The sequence below is a fragment of the Caulobacter segnis genome, assembly GCF_023935105.1.
GTDB lineage: Bacteria > Pseudomonadota > Alphaproteobacteria > Caulobacterales > Caulobacteraceae > Caulobacter > Caulobacter segnis_B.
Map to the genome: position 1 here is coordinate 5,250,989 of NZ_CP096040.1, position 17,038 is coordinate 5,268,026.

At 68.8% G+C, this 17,038-nt stretch carries 14 protein-coding genes and 1 pseudogene; 13 read left to right on the forward strand and 2 right to left on the reverse strand.

Going from position 1 to position 17,038, the window contains the following annotated elements:
* Nucleotides 1-56: 56 nt before the first annotated feature.
* The gene (locus MZV50_RS24335) at nt 57-1,826 is read left to right on the forward strand and encodes a methyl-accepting chemotaxis protein (RefSeq protein WP_252631918.1); all 1,770 of its coding nucleotides are present in this window, start codon (nt 57-59) and stop codon (nt 1,824-1,826) included.
* A 3-nt stretch (nt 1,827-1,829) separates the two neighbouring features.
* Here the strand turns inward: MZV50_RS24335 and MZV50_RS24340 are convergent.
* Nucleotides 1,830-3,244 (reverse strand): annotated as a pseudogene (locus MZV50_RS24340) (sensor histidine kinase).
* A gap of 164 nt (nt 3,245-3,408) precedes the next feature.
* On the opposite strand from MZV50_RS24340, the gene MZV50_RS24345 reads away from it, so the two are divergent.
* The 10 genes from MZV50_RS24345 (at nt 3,409) to MZV50_RS24390 (ending at nt 14,616) form a co-directional block, all read left to right on the forward strand.
* The gene (locus MZV50_RS24345) at nt 3,409-6,666 is read left to right on the forward strand and encodes an autotransporter outer membrane beta-barrel domain-containing protein (protein ID WP_252631919.1); all 3,258 of its coding nucleotides are present in this window, start codon (nt 3,409-3,411) and stop codon (nt 6,664-6,666) included.
* Between the two features lie 274 nt (nt 6,667-6,940).
* A complete protein-coding gene (locus MZV50_RS24350) occupies nt 6,941-8,404 on the forward strand; it encodes an OprO/OprP family phosphate-selective porin (RefSeq protein ID WP_252631920.1) in 1,464 nt (487 codons plus the stop codon).
* A gap of 117 nt (nt 8,405-8,521) precedes the next feature.
* Nucleotides 8,522-9,571 (forward strand): sulfate ABC transporter substrate-binding protein, encoded by a 1,050-nt coding sequence (locus MZV50_RS24355; RefSeq protein WP_252631921.1) that lies wholly within the window; start codon nt 8,522-8,524, stop codon nt 9,569-9,571.
* A gap of 171 nt (nt 9,572-9,742) precedes the next feature.
* Nucleotides 9,743-10,849, forward strand: coding sequence for a photosensory histidine protein kinase LovK (lovK, locus tag MZV50_RS24360; protein WP_252631922.1), 1,107 nt, complete (start codon nt 9,743-9,745; stop codon nt 10,847-10,849).
* Between the two features lie 16 nt (nt 10,850-10,865).
* Nucleotides 10,866-11,333 carry a response regulator gene (locus MZV50_RS24365; RefSeq protein WP_252631923.1) on the forward strand — a complete coding sequence of 156 codons (468 nt, stop codon included), beginning with the start codon at nt 10,866-10,868 and terminating at the stop codon, nt 11,331-11,333.
* Nucleotides 11,333-11,605, forward strand: coding sequence for a SemiSWEET family sugar transporter (locus tag MZV50_RS24370; RefSeq protein WP_252631924.1), 273 nt, complete (start codon nt 11,333-11,335; stop codon nt 11,603-11,605). Before MZV50_RS24365 ends, MZV50_RS24370 begins: the two co-directional genes overlap by 1 nt.
* 88 nt (nt 11,606-11,693) lie before the next feature.
* Nucleotides 11,694-12,608, forward strand: coding sequence for an acetylglutamate kinase (gene argB / locus MZV50_RS24375; protein WP_252631925.1), 915 nt, complete (start codon nt 11,694-11,696; stop codon nt 12,606-12,608).
* On the forward strand, nt 12,605-13,270 hold the full coding sequence (locus tag MZV50_RS24380; protein ID WP_252631926.1) for a pyrimidine 5'-nucleotidase: 666 nt from the start codon (nt 12,605-12,607) through the stop codon (nt 13,268-13,270). Before argB ends, MZV50_RS24380 begins: the two co-directional genes overlap by 4 nt.
* Complete coding sequence (gene dapD / locus MZV50_RS24385) at nt 13,267-14,112, forward strand: 2,3,4,5-tetrahydropyridine-2,6-dicarboxylate N-succinyltransferase (protein WP_252631927.1); 846 nt, start codon at nt 13,267-13,269, stop codon at nt 14,110-14,112. The genes MZV50_RS24380 and dapD overlap by 4 nt, the downstream gene beginning before the upstream one ends.
* A 75-nt stretch (nt 14,113-14,187) precedes the next feature.
* Entirely contained in the window at nt 14,188-14,616 is a 429-nt protein-coding gene (locus tag MZV50_RS24390) for a DUF805 domain-containing protein (RefSeq protein WP_252631928.1), read from the forward strand.
* Nucleotides 14,617-14,826: 210 nt separating this feature from the next.
* Here MZV50_RS24390 and MZV50_RS24395 read toward each other — a convergent pair whose 3' ends face one another.
* Entirely contained in the window at nt 14,827-15,162 is a 336-nt protein-coding gene (locus MZV50_RS24395; RefSeq protein WP_252631929.1) for a cell surface protein, read from the reverse strand.
* A 110-nt stretch (nt 15,163-15,272) separates the two neighbouring features.
* On the opposite strand from MZV50_RS24395, the gene fmt reads away from it, so the two are divergent.
* The gene (fmt, locus tag MZV50_RS24400; protein WP_252631930.1) at nt 15,273-16,199 is read left to right on the forward strand and encodes a methionyl-tRNA formyltransferase; all 927 of its coding nucleotides are present in this window, start codon (nt 15,273-15,275) and stop codon (nt 16,197-16,199) included.
* Entirely contained in the window at nt 16,199-16,957 is a 759-nt protein-coding gene (truA, locus tag MZV50_RS24405; protein ID WP_252631931.1) for a tRNA pseudouridine(38-40) synthase TruA, read from the forward strand. The genes fmt and truA overlap by 1 nt, the downstream gene beginning before the upstream one ends.
* The last annotated feature ends 81 nt before the right edge of the window (nt 16,958-17,038 follow it).

Genomic DNA, 17,038 nt, shown 5'->3' on the forward strand with positions numbered 1-17,038 from the left:
CAGCTTCGCCACCAGTGTGGCCGATCCCGCGCCTTCAAGGACAAGAAGACGACATCATGTTCAAGCGATCCCAAGCCCATGCGGTTGAAACCCTCGCCGCGCTGGACCGCTCCCTCGCGACGATCGAGTTCGACCCCAGCGGCAAGATCTTGGTGGCCAACGCCAACTTCTGCTCGGCCATGGGCTACAGCTTGAAGGAGATCGTCGGCCAGCATCACCGCATGTTCGTCGAGCCGGCCTACGCCGCGAGCGCGGAATACGAAGCGTTCTGGCGCAAGCTGGGCCGCGGCGAGTTCGACGCCCGCGAATACATGCGCCTCGGCAAGGGCGGCGTCGAGATCTGGATCCAGGCCTCGTACAATCCGATCCTCGATGCGCGCGGCCGCGTCTCGCGCATCGTCAAGATCGCCACGGTGATCACCGACGAGAAGCGCCAGAGCGCCGAGGAACGCGGCAAGATGGACGCCGTCGGCCGCGCCCAGGCGGTGATCGAATTCACGCCGGAAGGCCAGATCATCACCGCCAATGAGAATTTCCTGGGCGCGCTGGGCTACGCCCTGTCCGAGATCCAGGGCAAGCATCACCGGATGTTCGTGGACCAAGCCTATGCGGCCTCGCCCGACTACACCGCATTCTGGGCCAAGCTGAACGCCGGCGAGTTCGTCGCCGCCGAGTTCAGGCGCCTGGGCAAGGGCGGCAAGGAGGTCTGGATCCAGGCCTCGTACAACCCGATCTTCGACCACAAGCGCCGCATCACCAAGGTCGTGAAGTTCGCCACCGTGGTCACCGGCCGCGTCCACGCGGTCAACGAGATCGCCGCCGGCCTGGAGCATCTGGCGCACAACGACCTGACCTATCGCATCGCCAAAGAGGTCGACCCGCAGTTCAGCAAGGTCCGCGACGACTTCAACACCGCCATGACGGCGCTGGACGAGGCGATGGGCGTGGTCGCCCACGCGACCCAGAGCGTCGGCGCCGGGGCCCAGCAGATCTCGACCGCTTCCGAGGACCTGGCCCAACGCACCGAGCAGCAGGCGGCCAATCTGGAAAAGACCGCCGCGGCGCTGGATGAGATCACCGCCACGGTCAGCCGGAGCGCCGACGGGGCCAAACAGGCCTCGGAAGCGGCGACCGCCGCGCGCGCCGACGCCGCCCGCTCGGGCCAGATCGTCGGCGACGCCGTCGCCGCCATGGGCGAGATCGAAAAGTCCTCCGGCCAGATCACCAGCATCATCGGCGTGATCGACGAGATCGCCTTCCAGACCAACCTGCTGGCCCTGAACGCCGGGGTCGAGGCGGCTCGCGCCGGCGAAGCCGGCCGCGGCTTCGCGGTCGTCGCCCAGGAAGTGCGGGCCCTGGCCCAGCGTTCAGCCGAGGCCGCCAAGGAGATCAAGACCCTGATCGCCAGCAGCACGTCCCAGGTGGCGCGCGGCGTGCGCCTGGTCGGCGACACCGGCGAGGCGCTGTCGACCATCGCCGACAAGGTCAGCGAGATCGACGGCCTGATCCACGAGATCGCCGAATCGTCCCGCGAACAGGCCGTCGGGCTCTCGGAGGTGAACACCGCCGTCAACCGGATGGACGAGGTCACCCAGAGCAACGCGGCCATGGTCGAGGAAGCCAACGCCGCCTCCGCCAGCCTGAAACAGGAATCCGGCGAGCTGACCGCCCTGGTCGCGCGCTTCTCCACCAGCGCCGGCGGAGCGAGCACGACGACGGCCGCGCGGCCGGCTCCCGCCGCCGCCCAGCGTCCCGCCCGCGCGCCCATGCGACGACCGGGCGGCGCGGCGCTCGCGGTCAAGCATGACGAATGGGACGAGTTCTAGCGTCTAGGCCTCGGCGGCGGTGATCGGCGGCGGCGGCGCGACTTCCGCGCCGGCCTTGGCCATCGGCAGATAGACTCCGAAGGTCGCGCCCTCGCCCTGAACGCTCTCCACCGTCAGGCCGCCGCGATGGCGGTTCATGATGTGCTTGACGATGGCCAGGCCCAGGCCCGTGCCCGAGCGCTCGCCGCTCTTCTGGCCCTCGACGCGATAGAAGCGCTCGGTCAGGCGCGGCAGATGCTCGCGCGCCAGGCCGGGTCCCCGGTCGGTGACCCGCAGCACGGCGTAGCGCTCGGACGGATCGTGGTCGGGGGTCAGCAGCGACATCCGCGCCGCGGCCGGGTCGCGGGCGGCGGCGGCGGCCTCGGCGGCCAGCCCCGGGAAGATCTCGACCCGCACCAGGCTGCCTCGCGGCGTGTACTTGATGGCGTTGTCGATCAGGTTCTGGATCACCTGGATGATCTGGTCGCGATCGCCGTCGACCACCGCCCCGCCGCGCGGCGGCAGCACCGGGTCGAAGCCGACCGCCTTGTCGCGCGCCTGCGGGGCCAGGGCGTCGATCACGTCGATCGCGGCCATCGCCAGGTCGACCCGGCCCAGCGGCGCGATGTGCTCGTTCAGCTCGATCCGCGACAGGCTCATCAGATCGTCGATCAGGCGCGACATCCGCTCGGCCTGGGCCAGCATGATGGCCAGGAACTTGTCGCGTGCGCCCGGGTCGTCCTTGGCGTGGCCGCGCAGGGTCTCGATGAAGCCCGACAGCGAGGCCAGCGGCGTGCGCAGCTCGTGGCTGGCGTTGGCCAGGAAGTCGGCGCGGGTCCGCTCGCTGCGGCGGGCGTCGGTCTCGTCGCGCAGGGCCAGCAGGGCCAGGCGCGAGCGCCCCGCCCCTCCTCCAGCGGCCGGGCGTAGGCTAGCCACGACCGCCCCTGGGCGCCGCCGGTCTCGAACTCGACCACGCCCTCGACGCCGCCGAACAGCGCCTCGTCGACGGCCTCCAGAACCCGGGGGTTGCGGACGGCGGTGACCAGCAGCGCGCCCTGGTGCTGGATCTTGAACAGCTCGCGCGCGGCGGCGTTGGCGAACAGGAAGCGGCGACCGGTCAGGTCATCGGCCTCCTCGGCGGCGATCACCATCAGCGGATCGGGCAAGCGGTCGAGAATCGCCGCGAAGGGCGGGACCTCCTCGACGGCCGCGGCCGGGACCAGGCCGCCGGCCGCCGGCGACTCGGGCGGCGCGGCCACCCGGCGCGAAAGCCACCAGCCAGCCGCGCCCGTCGCGAGGGCGGCGACCACGGCCGGCCCCGGCTGGGCCAGGCCCACGACGCCCAGGCCCAGGATCACGCCGGGTCCGATCATGGACGGCCAGAATGCGCTCGCCCAGCGGCGTTCGGATCCGTCCGGGGGCGTGTTCGCCAGCGGCATGGGCAGGTCCACCGATTTCAAGCGGGAAATGATTCGTCGTTCCAGATATGGCGCCCCGCCAAGCCATGCGATAGACGGTTGGCGCTTCTGTACGTGTCACGCGCGAGACTCACCGCAATTTCGCCGCAACGTGACCCGATTTAGGTGCGCCGGTTTCTATCGAGGTGTCGTTCGTAATGCAGCGCAAGGTCCTGGTCGCGACGGTCGCGGCCGCTCCTCTCTTGGCCATGGGTTTCGCCGCGTCGGCGGAAACCTCGGTCTCCACCGCGCGGACGACGCCGATCGCGACCAGCACGGCCACCGGCACGGCGGCCGACGACATCCGCATCACCGCCGACGGCTCCATCAAGCCGACGACCGCGGGCGCCATCGTCACGATCGACAGCAACAACAAGGTCACCAACCTGGGCACGCTGTCGACCAACAACGTCAATGACGGCGTGGGCGTGCTGATCATCGGCGGCCGGACCGGCGGGCTGACCAACTCGGCCACGATCTCGCTGGTCGAGGACTATACGCCCACCGACAGCGATTCCGACGGCGACCTGGACGGTCCGTTCGCCCAGGGCGCGAACCGTTTCGGCGTGCGCCTGACCAACGCCGGAACCTTCACCGGCGACATCATCAACGACACGGCCGGCTCGATCACCATCGAAGGCAACAACTCGGCCGGCATGCTGCTGGAAGGCCCGGTGGTCGGCAACGTCACCAACCTGGGCACCATCAGCGTCATCGGCGACAACGCCTATGGCGTGCGCATCGCCGCGCCGGTCACCGGCAAGGTGACCCTGGGCGGCACGATCAACGTCCAGGGCTCGGGCGCGGTCGCCCAGGCCATCGATTCGAACGTCAACGGCGCGCTCGTCCTGCAGGGCGCGACCAGCGCCACCGGCTATCGCTACACCTCGCGCCCGACCACGGTGGACGCGCTGAACAAGCTAGACGCCGACGACCTGCTACAGGGCGGCCCGGCCGTCCGCGTCGCCGGCGACGTGACCGGCGGCGTGCTGCTGCAAGGCTCGAACTTCTCGACCAAGGTCGGCACGGACGGCAACACCGTCACCACCACGATCACCTCCAGCACGACCGGCACCTCCAGCATCAGCGCCTTTGGCGGCTCGCCCGCCCTGCTGATCGGCTCGACGACGCAGGACGTCACCCTGGGCGCGGTCGGGACCGGCGACAACGCCTACGGCCTGGTCGCCAAGGGTACGATCGGCGCGGCGGGCGTCTATAACGGCGTCGCCGCGACGGCCGTCTCGATCGGGGCCGGCGGGGGCCGCGCGACCACGATCACCGGCGGCGTGCGCAACGACGGCCAGATCACGGCCACCTCGTTCGAGGCCAACGCCACCGGCCTGACGCTGAATTCCGGCGCCACCGCCAACGAGATCCTGAACCGCGGCTCGATCTCGTCCAGCGCGTCGTCCTACGCCGCCTCGGGCGTCACCGCCGCCGCGCGCGGCGTGGTGCTGGCCGCCGGCTCGACCTCGACCAGCCTGCGCAACACCGGCGCGATCGTCGCCTCGCGCGTCGGTGAAACCGGGGACGCGGTGGCGATTCTCGACCAGGCCGGCACGCTGAAGACGATCACCAACACGGGCGCGATCCGCGCCACCGTCGCCGCGCCGGGCTTCAAGACCGATGGCACGACGGCCACGGTCACGGCCGGCGGCCAGGCGATCGCCCTGGACCTGCGGGCCAACAATTCGGGCGTGACCTACACCCAGTCGGGTCCGGCCAGCTTCACCTCGACGACGACCTTCCCCAGCACCGACACCACGACCAGCACCGACACCACCACGACCACCGTCGCGCCCAGCACGATCGGCGACGTGCTGTTCGGCGGCGGGAACGACACCCTGAACCTGTGGAGCGGCTCGCTGCTGGGCAACATGGCCTTCGGCGCCGGCCAGGACCGACTGTCGATCGACGGCGGCGCCGTGGCCCTGGGCAAGCTGACCGACAGCGACGGCCGCCTGGACATCGCGGTGACCAACGGCAGCCTGGGCATCGTCAATACCGACACGATCAACGTCAGCAGCGTGAACCTGGGCAGCAAGGCCAAGCTGCTGTTCTCGGCCGACGCCGCCGCCGGGACCAACACCAAGCTGGTCGTCTCGGGCGCGACCGACATCGCCACCGGGGCCGAGCTGGGCATCCGCCTGACGAATCTGGTCAAGCAGCCGACCACCTTCACGGTGATCCAGGGCAGCAACATCAATGTCGGCACGATCGGCGGCGGTCTGCTGGCCGAGTCGCCCTATCTGTACGTGGCCACCAGCCGGGCCGACACCAACAACGTCTATATCGACGTTCGCCGCCGCAGCGCCGCCGAGATCGGCTTCAACAAGACCGAGACCTCGGCCTACGACGCCGTGTTCGCGGCGCTGGGGACCGACTCGGCCCTGGCCAACCAGTTCCTGGGCCAGAGCACCCGCGACGGCTTCCGCGACCTCTACGACCAGATGCTGCCCGACCAGGGGCTGGGCATGTTCTCGGCCCTGCAGTCGGTCAACCAGCAGATCTCGGCCGCCACCATGTTCCGGCCGGATCCGGGCGATCGCTACGGTCCCGACAGCCTCTGGGTCCAGGAGATCAACTCGCTGACCCGTCGTGAAACCGACCAGACCCTGGGTTCGGACACCCAGGCCTTCGGTTTCGTGGCCGGCTACGAGGCCATGGGCGACGCGGGTGGAGCCCTGGGCCTGACCCTGGCCTATGTCAGCGTCGAGGAGCACGACACCGTCGCCAAGGTCGGCGAGCAGACCACCGCCTCGTTCGTCCAGACCGGCGCCTACTGGCGTCGTTCGGTCGGCGGCTGGCGCTTCAACCTGGGCGGCGGCGTGGGCTACGGCTTCTTCCAGGGCGACCGTCGCTTCATCGCGCCGGACAGCAACGCCGACGGCATCGCCGATCTGGTGCTGAAGAACACCGCCGACTGGAACGGCCTGACCGCCAACGCCTTCGCTGGCGTCGCCTACGAGCAGAAGTTCGGCCGCTTCTTCGCCCGTCCCGAAGGCCGCCTGGACTATGTCACGCTGCGCGAGGGCAAGCGCACGGAAGCCGGCGGCGGCGACGGTTTCGACCTGACCGTCGACAAGCGCAACTCCAGCAACCTCAGCGGCGAGCTGGGCGTGGTGTTCGGCGCCGACTTCGGCAAGAACGTCTGGTGGCGTCCGGAAGTGCGGGTCGGCTATCGCCAGACCCTGGCCGGTTCGCCCGGCGACACGGTCGCCCGCTTCAAGGGCGGCAACCCGTTCACCCTGGCGGCGCTGGACGACAAGGACGGCGCCCTGACCGCGGGCTTCGCCCTGCGGGCCGGCACGCCGATGTCCTACCTGGCCCTGGAAGGCGGCGTCGAAGCCACCAAGAAGCAGAAGCGCTACAACCTGCGCCTGGCTGGCCGGGCGATGTTCTAAGGCGCTTCAAGGGGACGATTTCGTCCCTCTTATGAGTTCTGGAAATGCTTGAAAGCCGCCACGGGAGACCGTGGCGGCTTTTCCGTGCACGGAACATTAATCGTTCAAGCGGCTGAATTGATGGAAGTTTCGCGGCGGTTTCCGCGACGCTTCGCCGCGCCTCCAGAAAAACTCACGGCCGGTTTTCCTAAATCTCGATTCCGGAGCTAGGAATAATCGTCTTCCCTAGCTCGCGCAGGTCGGCCCCGCCCAGCGGCGCCGAGAGGGGACTAAAATGAGCAAGACCAAAACCGCATTCCGCGCCGCGTTGATCGCCGGCGTGTCGCTTCTGGCGACCGCCGGCGCCGCGTCGGCCCAGACCGCCGCGCCCACATCGCCGGAGGAGGCCGCCGCCCGCATCGCCGCGCTGGAAGCCCAGCTCTCGGCGCTGCAGCAGCAGGTCGCCGACCTCAAGGCCGCCACGGCCGCCAGCTTCAAGGACGTCCGCACGGCCCAGAACGCCACCACCGTCAGCATCGCCGCCGGCAGGCCGACGATCGCGTCCGGCGACGGCGCCTATAGCGCCACGCTGCACGGCGTGATGCAGCTGGACGCCGCCCAGTACTATCAGGACAAGGGCCTGCCGGCCGTGCTGGGCAACGCCCGCGACCTGAACAACGGCACCAACTTCCGCCGCGCCCGCCTGGGCGTCGACGGCAAGTTCGCCAAGAACTTCGACTATTCGATCCTGCTGGATTTCGGCGGCGCGGGCACCGACGGCGCCGGCCAGCTGCAGGAGCTGTTCGTCCAGTACAACTACGCGCCGTTCAAGATCCGGGTCGGCGCCTACGCCCCGAACCTGGGCCTGGAGGACGCCGCCTCGACCAATGGCTCGCTGTTCCCGGAACGTCCGTCTTCGGCCGAGGCCGCGCGCGGCCTGGCCGGCGCGGACCGCCGCATCGCCCTGCAAGGCCAGGTCGTTCAGGAGCGCTGGATCCTGTCGGGCGCGGTCACCGGCGCCAAGGCCGGCGACGGCCAGACCTTCGACGAGCAGATCGGCTACGTGGGCCGCTTCGCCTTCATTCCGCTGAAGGGCTATGACTGGCTGGTCCACGCCGGCGTCAACGCCAGCGTCGTGACCACCCCGGCCCAGAGCACGGCCCTGACCGGCGCCTACGCCGTCACCATCCAGGACCGCCCGGAACTGCGCGTCGACGGCCAGCAGCTGGTCACCACCGGCGCCATCGACGCCAAGAGCGCCCGCCACTACGGCCTGGAGTTCGCCGCTCAGAAGAAGAACCTGCTGATCCAGAGCGAATATTTCGACTACAAGATCGACCGTCGCAATCCGGCGGCCGGCGTCACGGATCCCAAGTTCACGGGCTGGTATGTGGAAGGCGGCTGGGTGCTGACGGGCGAGGCCCGCCGGTACAACCCCAACACCTTCGCCTTCGACGCCCCGGCCATCAACAACCCGTTCGATCCCAAGGCCCGCAAGTGGGGCGCCTGGGAACTGGCGGGCCGCTACTCGGTGCTGGACCTGAACCACCACGAGAACGCGACCCTGGCCGGCGACCGCGTGCGCGGCGGCGAACAGACCATCTGGACGGTCGGCCTGAACTGGTTCCCCAACTCGGTGACCAAGTTCTCGGTCGACTACCTGGACGTCGACGTCGACCGCAAGGATCCGGCCGGCGGCCTGCTGCCGCTGAGCCAGAGCTACCAGGCGGTCAACTTCCGCAGCCAGTTCGCGTTCTAGTGACCGGCGCCGTCCGCCTCCTCGGTTGCAGCCCTGGGGCGGGCGGCCCACCTCTTTCTCCAAGACCGCCGCGCCGTCGGCGCCGCCTCGCGAAGACCTTCCAGAAAGGACCGTCCCATGAGTGACATCATCAAGGCTCCGACCCGACGCGGTCTGCTGGCCGGCGCCGGCGCGGGCGCCGCGGCCCTCGTGGCGGGCGCGGCGCCAAGCCTGGCCCACGCCCAGGCCGGCAAGACGATCACCCTGCTCAACGTCAGCTACGACCCGACGCGCGAGCTCTACAAGGACATCAACGCCGCCTACGCCAAGTACTGGAAGGACCGTGTCGGCCAGACCCTGGTGATCAACCAGAGCCACGGCGGCTCGGGCAAGCAGGCCCGCTCGGTGATCGACGGCCTGCAGGCCGACGTCGTCACCCTTGCCCTCGCCTACGACATCGACGAGATCGCCGCCCGCGCCAGGCTGCTGCCAGCCAACTGGCAGTCGCGCCTGCCGCAGAACTCCACGCCCTACACCTCGACCATCGTGTTCCTGGTCCGCAAGGGTAACCCCTGGAAGATCAAGGACTGGGGCGACCTGGTGAAGCCGGGCATCGACGTGATTACCCCGAACCCGAAGACCTCGGGCGGCGCGCGCTGGAACTACCTGGCCGCCTGGGGCTGGGCCCTGAAGCAGCCGGGCGGCAATCCCGCCAAGGCCGAGGCCTTCGTGAAGACCCTGTTCGAGCACGTGCCCGTACTGGACACCGGCGCCCGCGGCGCCACCACCAGCTTCACTCAGCGCGGCCTGGGCGACGTCCTGCTGGCCTGGGAGAACGAGGCCTACCTGGCCCAGGAGGAGCTGCCGGGCAAGTTCGACATCGTCTATCCGTCGCTGTCGATCCTGGCCGAGCCGCCGGTCGCCGTCGTCGACAAGAACGTCGACCGGCACAAGACCCGCACCATCGCGGAAGGGTATCTGAACTTCCTGTACAGCCCGCTGGCCCAGGAGCTGATCGCCAAGAACTACTACCGTCCGCGCAACGCCGACGTGGCGGCCAAGTACGCCAATCGCTTCAAGAAGCTGCCGCTGGTGACGATCGACGACACCTTCGGCGGCTGGAAGAAGGCCCAGGCCACGCACTTCGCCGACGGCGGCGTGTTCGACAGGATTTATCAGCCGAAGTAACCCCTTTTCCGAGGTCCCCCGTCCCGGGAAGCACGGGCGGATCATCGGACGACGCGGCGGGAGTCCTCACGGACCCCGCCGTTTTTCGTTTTCCGCTCCGACCTATGTTGGGAACCCGACAGGATCGGGTACGTTCAGCGTCCACGGGGTGGTGGGAGCTTGACCACAAGCATGAACGACTATTCGGAATCGCGACGCGCCGGGGACCGACTGGCCGCCGGGCATGGGGTCGACGACCCTTTCGCCGCCGCGATCCGCGCCACGCGCATGGCGATGATCGTCACGGACGCGACCCAGGACGACAACCCGATCATCTTCGCCAACGACGCGTTCCTGAAGCTGACCGGTTACGAGCGCGACGAGGTCATCGGCCGCAATTGCCGCTTCCTGCAAGGCCCGGACACCGATCCCAAGGCCGTCGAAGCCCTGCACGCGGCGACCGAGGCCGGCGAGGACATCGCCATCGACCTCCTGAACTACAGGAAGGACGGCTCGACCTTCTGGAACGCCTTGTACCTCTCGCCGGTGCGCAACGACAGCGGCCGGATCGTCTACTTCTTCGGCTCGCAGTTGGACACCAGCGACAAGAAGGTCGCCGAACTCAACCTGCTCGAACGCCGTGACGACCTCGAGCAGGTGATCGAGGCGCGCACCCAGGAGCTGCGGGAAGCCCTGGACCAGAAGACCGCCCTGCTCCACGAGGTGGACCACCGGGTGAAGAACAACCTGCAGCTCATCTCCAGCCTGCTGCTGCTGCAGAACCGGCGCGTGGCCGATCCGGCCTTGAAGGCCTCGCTCAAGGGCATGCTGGGCCGGGTCAACGCCATCGCCACCGTCCACCGCCGCCTGTTCCAAAGCGAGGACGTCGAGCGCTTCGACGTTTCGGCCTTCATCCGCGACATGGTCGCCGACCTGATGGGCTCGGCCATGCGCGACGACATCCGCATGGAGCTGGATTTGGAACGGGTTGAGATCCCCGCCTCCAAGGCCGCGCCGTTCGCCCTGGTGATCAACGAGCTGCTGACCAACGCCCTGCGGCACGGCTTTCCGGAAGGCCGGGGCGGCCGGATCTTCGTCGGCGTGACCCGCCGGGAAAACGATTTCAGGATCGAAATCACTGACGACGGCGTTGGACTCGCTAAGGACGGCCCAACGTCGGGTTTCGGACTCACCATCGTTCAACTGCTCTGTCAGCAGCTGAAGGCCAAATGTGAGACCGCTCCCGCGGAACCGGGTGTTCGCGTAGTCATTTTGCTGCCGGTGAACGGCGCGCATTGATTTGAGGATTTCTGTTATGAGCGGCCGAACGCTCGAGGTGCTGATTGTCGAGGACGAGATGCTTCTCGCGATCGAGCTTGAACATCTGGTCGAGGAGGTGGGTTGCCACTCGCTCGGCTGCGCGATGAGTTCGGATGAGGCGGTCGACCTGGCCGAGAAGCTGCATCCCGACCTGGCCCTGGTCGACGTCCATCTCAGCGACGGCCCGACCGGCGTCGACGTGGCCCGCAAGATCTCGCAGGACTGCGGGGGCGTGGCGCTGTTCATGACCGCCAACGTCAAGCGCCTGCCCGACGACTTCGCCGGCGCCTGCGGCGTGATCGGCAAGCCCTATTCCGAACACGGGGTGAAGACCGCCCTCGGCTATCTCAGCTACTGCCTGACGGAGGGACATGCCCCCGGCCCCGCGCCGGTCGGCCTGACCCTGGCCCCGGCCTATGCCGCGCTGTGGGGTCTCGACGACGTCATGCAACGGACGGCCTGATGGCCGTGCCGCCGGTCGCCGCCGTCGTCGGCGCCGCCGCCGCCCTGCTCTCGATCACCAGCTTCGCGCCCCAGATCGTCAAGATCTGGAAGGAGAAGGACGCCTCGTCCGTCTCGCTGCGCACCTATGTCGTCACGGTCACCGGCTTCGCGTGCTGGATCGTCTACGGGATCCTGATCAAGGCCTGGCCGGTGATCGCCTCCAACATCGCCTGCCTGCTGATGTCGGGCGCGGTGCTGCTGATGAAGTGGCGGTTCGATCGCCGGGCGTGAGACCCCCTTTTTAGTGACAGGGGGGGCGGGGTCCGCTATCGAGGCGCCGCCTATTTCGCATCCCAATCCTGTACTGAGGGACCGCCCCTTGACCGACGCCGCCGAGGAAGCCGGCTGGGCCACCGCCAAGACCCTGGCCGAGGCCCTGCCCTACATCCAGATCTACGACCGCGAAACGGTCGTGATCAAATACGGCGGCCATGCCATGGGCCAGGAAGAGGTGGCCAAGGTCTTCGCCGCCGACGCGGTGCTGCTGAAGCTGCTGGGCGTCCACCCGGTGGTCGTGCACGGCGGCGGTCCGCAGATCAGCCGCATGCTGGACAAGGCCGGCGTCAAGTCGACCTTCGTCGACGGCCTGCGCGTCACCGACGAAGCCACCATGGAAGTGGCCGAGATGGTCCTGTCGGGCGCGATCAACAAGGAGATCGCCAACTGGATCACCCTGGCCGGCGCCGAGGCCGACGTGCGCGGCGTGGGCCTGTCCGGCAAGGACGCCCGGATGATCACCGCCGAGAAGGTGACCCGCACCCGCAAGGATCCGGACAGCAACATCGAGCAGGTCGTCGACCTGGGCTTCGTGGGCGAGCCGACCAAGGTCGATCCGCACATCATCCAGGCCCTGCTGACCTCCGAGACCGACTACATCCCGGTGATCGCGCCGATCGGCGTCTCGACGCAGGGCGAGACCTTCAACATCAACGCCGACACCGTGGCCGGCGCCTTGGCGGGCGCGCTGAAGGCCAAGCGGATGCTGATGCTGACCGACATCAAGGGCGTGCTGGACGCCAATGGCGAACTGATCCGCCAGATGACGCTGGAAGAGGCCCGCGCGCTGATCGAGACCGGCGTGGCCACCGGCGGCATGATCCCCAAGCTGGAAAACGCCATCCACGCCGTGGAGTCGGGCGTCGAGGCCGTGGTCATCCTGGACGGCCGCCGGCCGCACGCCATGCTGGTCGAGCTGTTCAGCGAGCATGGCGCGGGCACGCTCATCTCGAAATGAGCGCCGACCTTTCGCACGTCGACACCTGGCTGTTCGACCTCGACAACACCCTGTACCCGCTGGAAAGCGCGTTCATGGGCCTGATCGAGGCCAGGATGACCGACTTCGTGGCGCGCGAGACGGGACTTCCGCGTGAAGAAGCGCGCGCCCTGCAGCATGGCTATTTCACCGAGCACGGCACGACGCTGGCGGGGCTGATGGCCAATCATGGCATCGAGCCCAAGGCCTTCCTGGACGAGGTGCACGACGTCTCGATGGACGCCCTGATCCCCAGCCCCGCGCTGCGCGCGGCCATCGCCCGCCTGCCGGGTCGCCGGCTGATCTTCACCAACGGCTCGCTGGGCCACGCCGAGCGGGTGCTGACCCACCTGAACCTGCGCGACCTGTTCTCCGAGATCTTCGCCATCGAGACGGCCGACTACGTGCCCAAACCCTCGCTGGCCACCTTCGACAAGATCACCAAGCTGCACGCCATCGATCCGCCGATGACCGCCTTCTTCGAGGACAGCGAGAAGAACCTCGCGCCGGCCGCGCGACTGGGCATGACCACCATCCTGGTCGGTCCGCACGCGGCGGACTCCACCTCCGAACACGTCCATTTCCGCACCAACGACCTCGCCGAGTTCCTGAGCTCGGCCCGCCTGCAAGGAAGCCAAGCATGAGCGCCGTCACCCTCTCGGACCTGCAAACCGAGATCGAAGCCGCCTGGGAAGCCCGCGCCGACGTCTCGACCGCCACCACCGGCCCGGTCCGCACCGCCATCGAGGAGTCCCTGCTGCTGCTCGACAGCGGCAAGGTCCGCGTCTCCGAGAAGGTCGACGGCGAGTGGGTCACCCACCAGTGGCTGAAGAAGGCCGTGCTGCTGTCGTTCCGCCTGAACCCCAACACCGTCATGCGCGCCGGGACCCTGGGCGGCGGCGTCGGTCCGTGGTGGGACAAGGTGGCGAACAAGTTCGACGGCTGGGACGCCCCGCAGTTCGAGGCCGGCGGCTTCCGCGCCGTCCCGGGCGCTATCGTCCGTCGCGGCGCCCACATCGGCAAGAACGTCATTCTGATGCCGTCGTTCGTGAACATCGGCGGCTTCGTCGACGAAGGCACGATGGTCGACACCTGGGTCACGGTCGGCTCGTGCGCCCAGATCGGCAAGAACGTCCACCTGTCGGGCGGCGTCGGCATCGGCGGCGTGCTGGAGCCCCTGCAGGCCAACCCGACCATCATCGAGGACAACTGCTTCATCGGCGCCCGCTCGGAAGTCGTCGAGGGCGTAGTGGTCGGCGAGGGATCGGTCCTGTCGATGGGCGTGTTCATCAGCGCCTCGACCAAGATCGTCGACCGCAAGACCGGCGCCGTCCACATCGGCAAGGTCCCGCCCTACAGCGTCGTCGTCCCCGGCAGCCTGCCCGACCCGAACGGCGGCCCCAGCCTGTACTGCGCCGTGATCGTGAAGACCGTCGACGCCCAGACCCGCTCGAAGACCTCGATCAACGACCTGCTGCGGGACTAGTCGCCCGCACCCCAGCGCCCTAAGGTTGTCCCCGTCGAACGGGGACGACCGATGGGTTGGCTGAAGCCTTATTTCATGACGAGGGGCCGGCTGACGCCCCTGCAGTATTGGCGCCTGCAGTTGCGCCTGATGCTCGCGCTGGCCGTCGTCGCCGTCGTGACCTGCTTGGCCACCATCGCCGGCGGCTGGCTGGGCGCCGCACCCTGCCTGTTCGCGATTCCGATCTTCCTGGCCGGCCTGATCGCGGGACTGCGGCGGCTTCACGATCGCGGCAAGGGCGTCGTCTGGCTGGCGATCTTCACCCTCGGTCCCGCCGCCTTGGCGGCGCCCGCCCGCCTGATCGAACGCGGCGCCTCGGCCGGCCTGATGCTGGGCGCGTTGCTGCTGGCCTTGGCGGGCCTGTTGCTGACGATCTGGGCCTGGATCGAGATCGGCTTCCTACGCGGCCAGAAGGGGCCGAACCGCTACGGACCCGATCCCAGGGCGCTGTCCTCGGCCGCGTAGTCGAACTGCTCGTAGGGCCAGCACCGCAAACGCCGCGCGCCAGTCGTGCTTGGCGGCGCGCGCGATCGGGTCGTTGCGATCCTTCTCGCCGACCTCGAGAAATCGGCGACCAGCGCCTAGCCCGACGCCCGCCCCGCCCCGCCCGTGTCGAGCACAAGGGGATCCAGTACGGCGTGACTAGGAATCGAAATCAGGTCCGTCGAGGCGCCGCTAGTGCGTCGCCTCGTTCAGTTGCTTCTTGCTCTCGGCCGCGCCTTCCTTGGCGTCCTTCTTCAGGTCGCGGCCAGCTTCCTTGGCTTCCTGGCTGGCCTTGGCGCCCAGCTCCTTGGCCTGGTCGGCGACCTCGCCGGCCGTTTCCTTCGTGCTTTCCTTGATCGCCGTGCCCGCTTCCTTGACGTCGGGGTCGTTGGCGATGTTGTGGGCGGCGTCCTTGATGTCGGAAGCGGCGGCCTGCGCGCCCTCCTTCACCTCGGTGGCGTGCTCCTGCGAGCAGGCGGTCATGGTCAGGGCCACGGCGCAGCCGGCGACGAACAGAATGGAACGCATGGTCTGGCTCCCTAGAATTGGTTCTGGTGTGTCGGCTGGATAACGAAACCCCACGGCCCAGGTTCCGACTTCGACTTTCCCCGACGGCCCGGGGCGTCTAAACCCCCGCCATGCGCATCGCCTTCCTCGGCACTCCCGACTTCGCCGTGACCTGCCTGGCCGAACTGGTCGCCTCGGGCCACGAGATCGTCGCCGTCTATTCCCAGCCGCCGGCCCCGCGCGGGCGCGGCCAGGACCTCAAGCCCTCGCCGGTCCACGCCTTCGCCGAAGGCCTAGGCCTGCCGGTCCGCACGCCGGTCTCGATGAAGACGCCGGAAGAGATTGCGGCCTTCCAGGCCCTGGAGCTGGACGCCGCCGTCGTCGTCGCCTTCGGCCAGATCCTGGTGAAGGCGGTGCTGGAGGCGCCCAAGTTCGGCTGCTTCAACCTGCACGCCTCGCTGCTGCCGCGCTGGCGCGGCGCGGCCCCGATCCAGCGGGCGATCATGGCCGGCGACGCGGTCACCGGCGTCCAGGTCATGCGGATGAGCGAGGGCCTCGACGAGGGTCCGATCCTGATGTCGCAGCAGGTGGCCATCGCCGACGACGACACCGTCGCCAGCCTGCATGACAAGCTGGCCGCCACCGGCGCGCGCCTGCTGCCGGTCGCCCTGGCCGCCATCGAGCGCGGCGTGGTCCAAGAGACGCCCCAGGCCGAGGACGGCGTCACCTACGCCAAGAAGATCAAGTCGGCCGAGGCCCGCATCGACTGGACTCGCCCGGCCGCCGAGGTCGACCGCCACATCCGGGGCCTGTCGCCCTTCCCCGGGGCGTGGTTCGAGGCGCCTTCGGACAAGGGGCCCGTGCGCGTGAAAGCCCTGCTGTCGCGCGTTGAAGCGACCTCGGGAACACCCGGAACCGCGCTGGACGACAGCTTGCTGATCGCCTGCGGTGAAGGCTCCGTGCGCCTGCTCAAGGCCCAGCGCGAAGGCAAGGGCGCCCAGGACGCGCAGACCTTCACCCGCGGCTTCCCCGTCTTGGCCGGGACCGTGCTGGCCTGATGCCCCGCTACCGCCTCCTCGTCGAGTATGACGGCCGCCCTTACAGCGGCTTCCAGGCCCAGGCCCTGCTGCCGTCGGTGCAGGGCGCGATCGAGGCGGCGGTGAAGGCGTTCAGCGGCCAGGACGTGCGCATCGCCGCCGCCGGCCGCACCGACACCGGCGTCCACGCCACCGGCCAGGTGGTCCATGTCGACCTCGACAAGGACTGGCCAGCCCAGACCGTGTTCAACGCCCTCAACGCCCACCTGACCCGCGAGGCGGTGTCGATCCTGTCCGCCCAGGTCGCCGAGGACGGCTGGCACGCCCGCTTCTCGGCCAACGAACGGCGCTACCTCTACCGGATCCTCAACCGCCGCGCCCCGCCGGCCCTGGACAAGGGTCGGGTCTGGCACATGAAGAAGGACCTGGACCACGAGGCCATGCACGCCGCCGCCCAGCACCTGGTCGGCCTGCATGACTTCACCACCTTCCGCGACATGCACTGCCAGGCCAAGAGCCCGGTGAAGACCCTGGACGTCGCCCGCGTGCGCCGGGTCGGCGAGGAGATCCACCTGGACTTCGAGGCGCGGTCCTTCCTGCATCGCCAGGTGCGGTCGATGACCGGCACCCTGGTCGAGGTCGGCGCGGGTCGCTGGACGCCGGACGACGTCAAGGCGGCGCTGGAGGCCAAGGACCGGCGCGAATGCGGGCCTGTGGCGCCGGCGGACGGGCTTTATCTGGTGGGGGTGGGGTATGGTGAGGCGACTCCCCCCACCTGACCGCTTCGCGGTCGTCCGCCCCCAAAGGCGGGCGGAAGGAAGGCGCACGACCTTCTTCCCCCTCCGGGGGAGGAGCGCCGA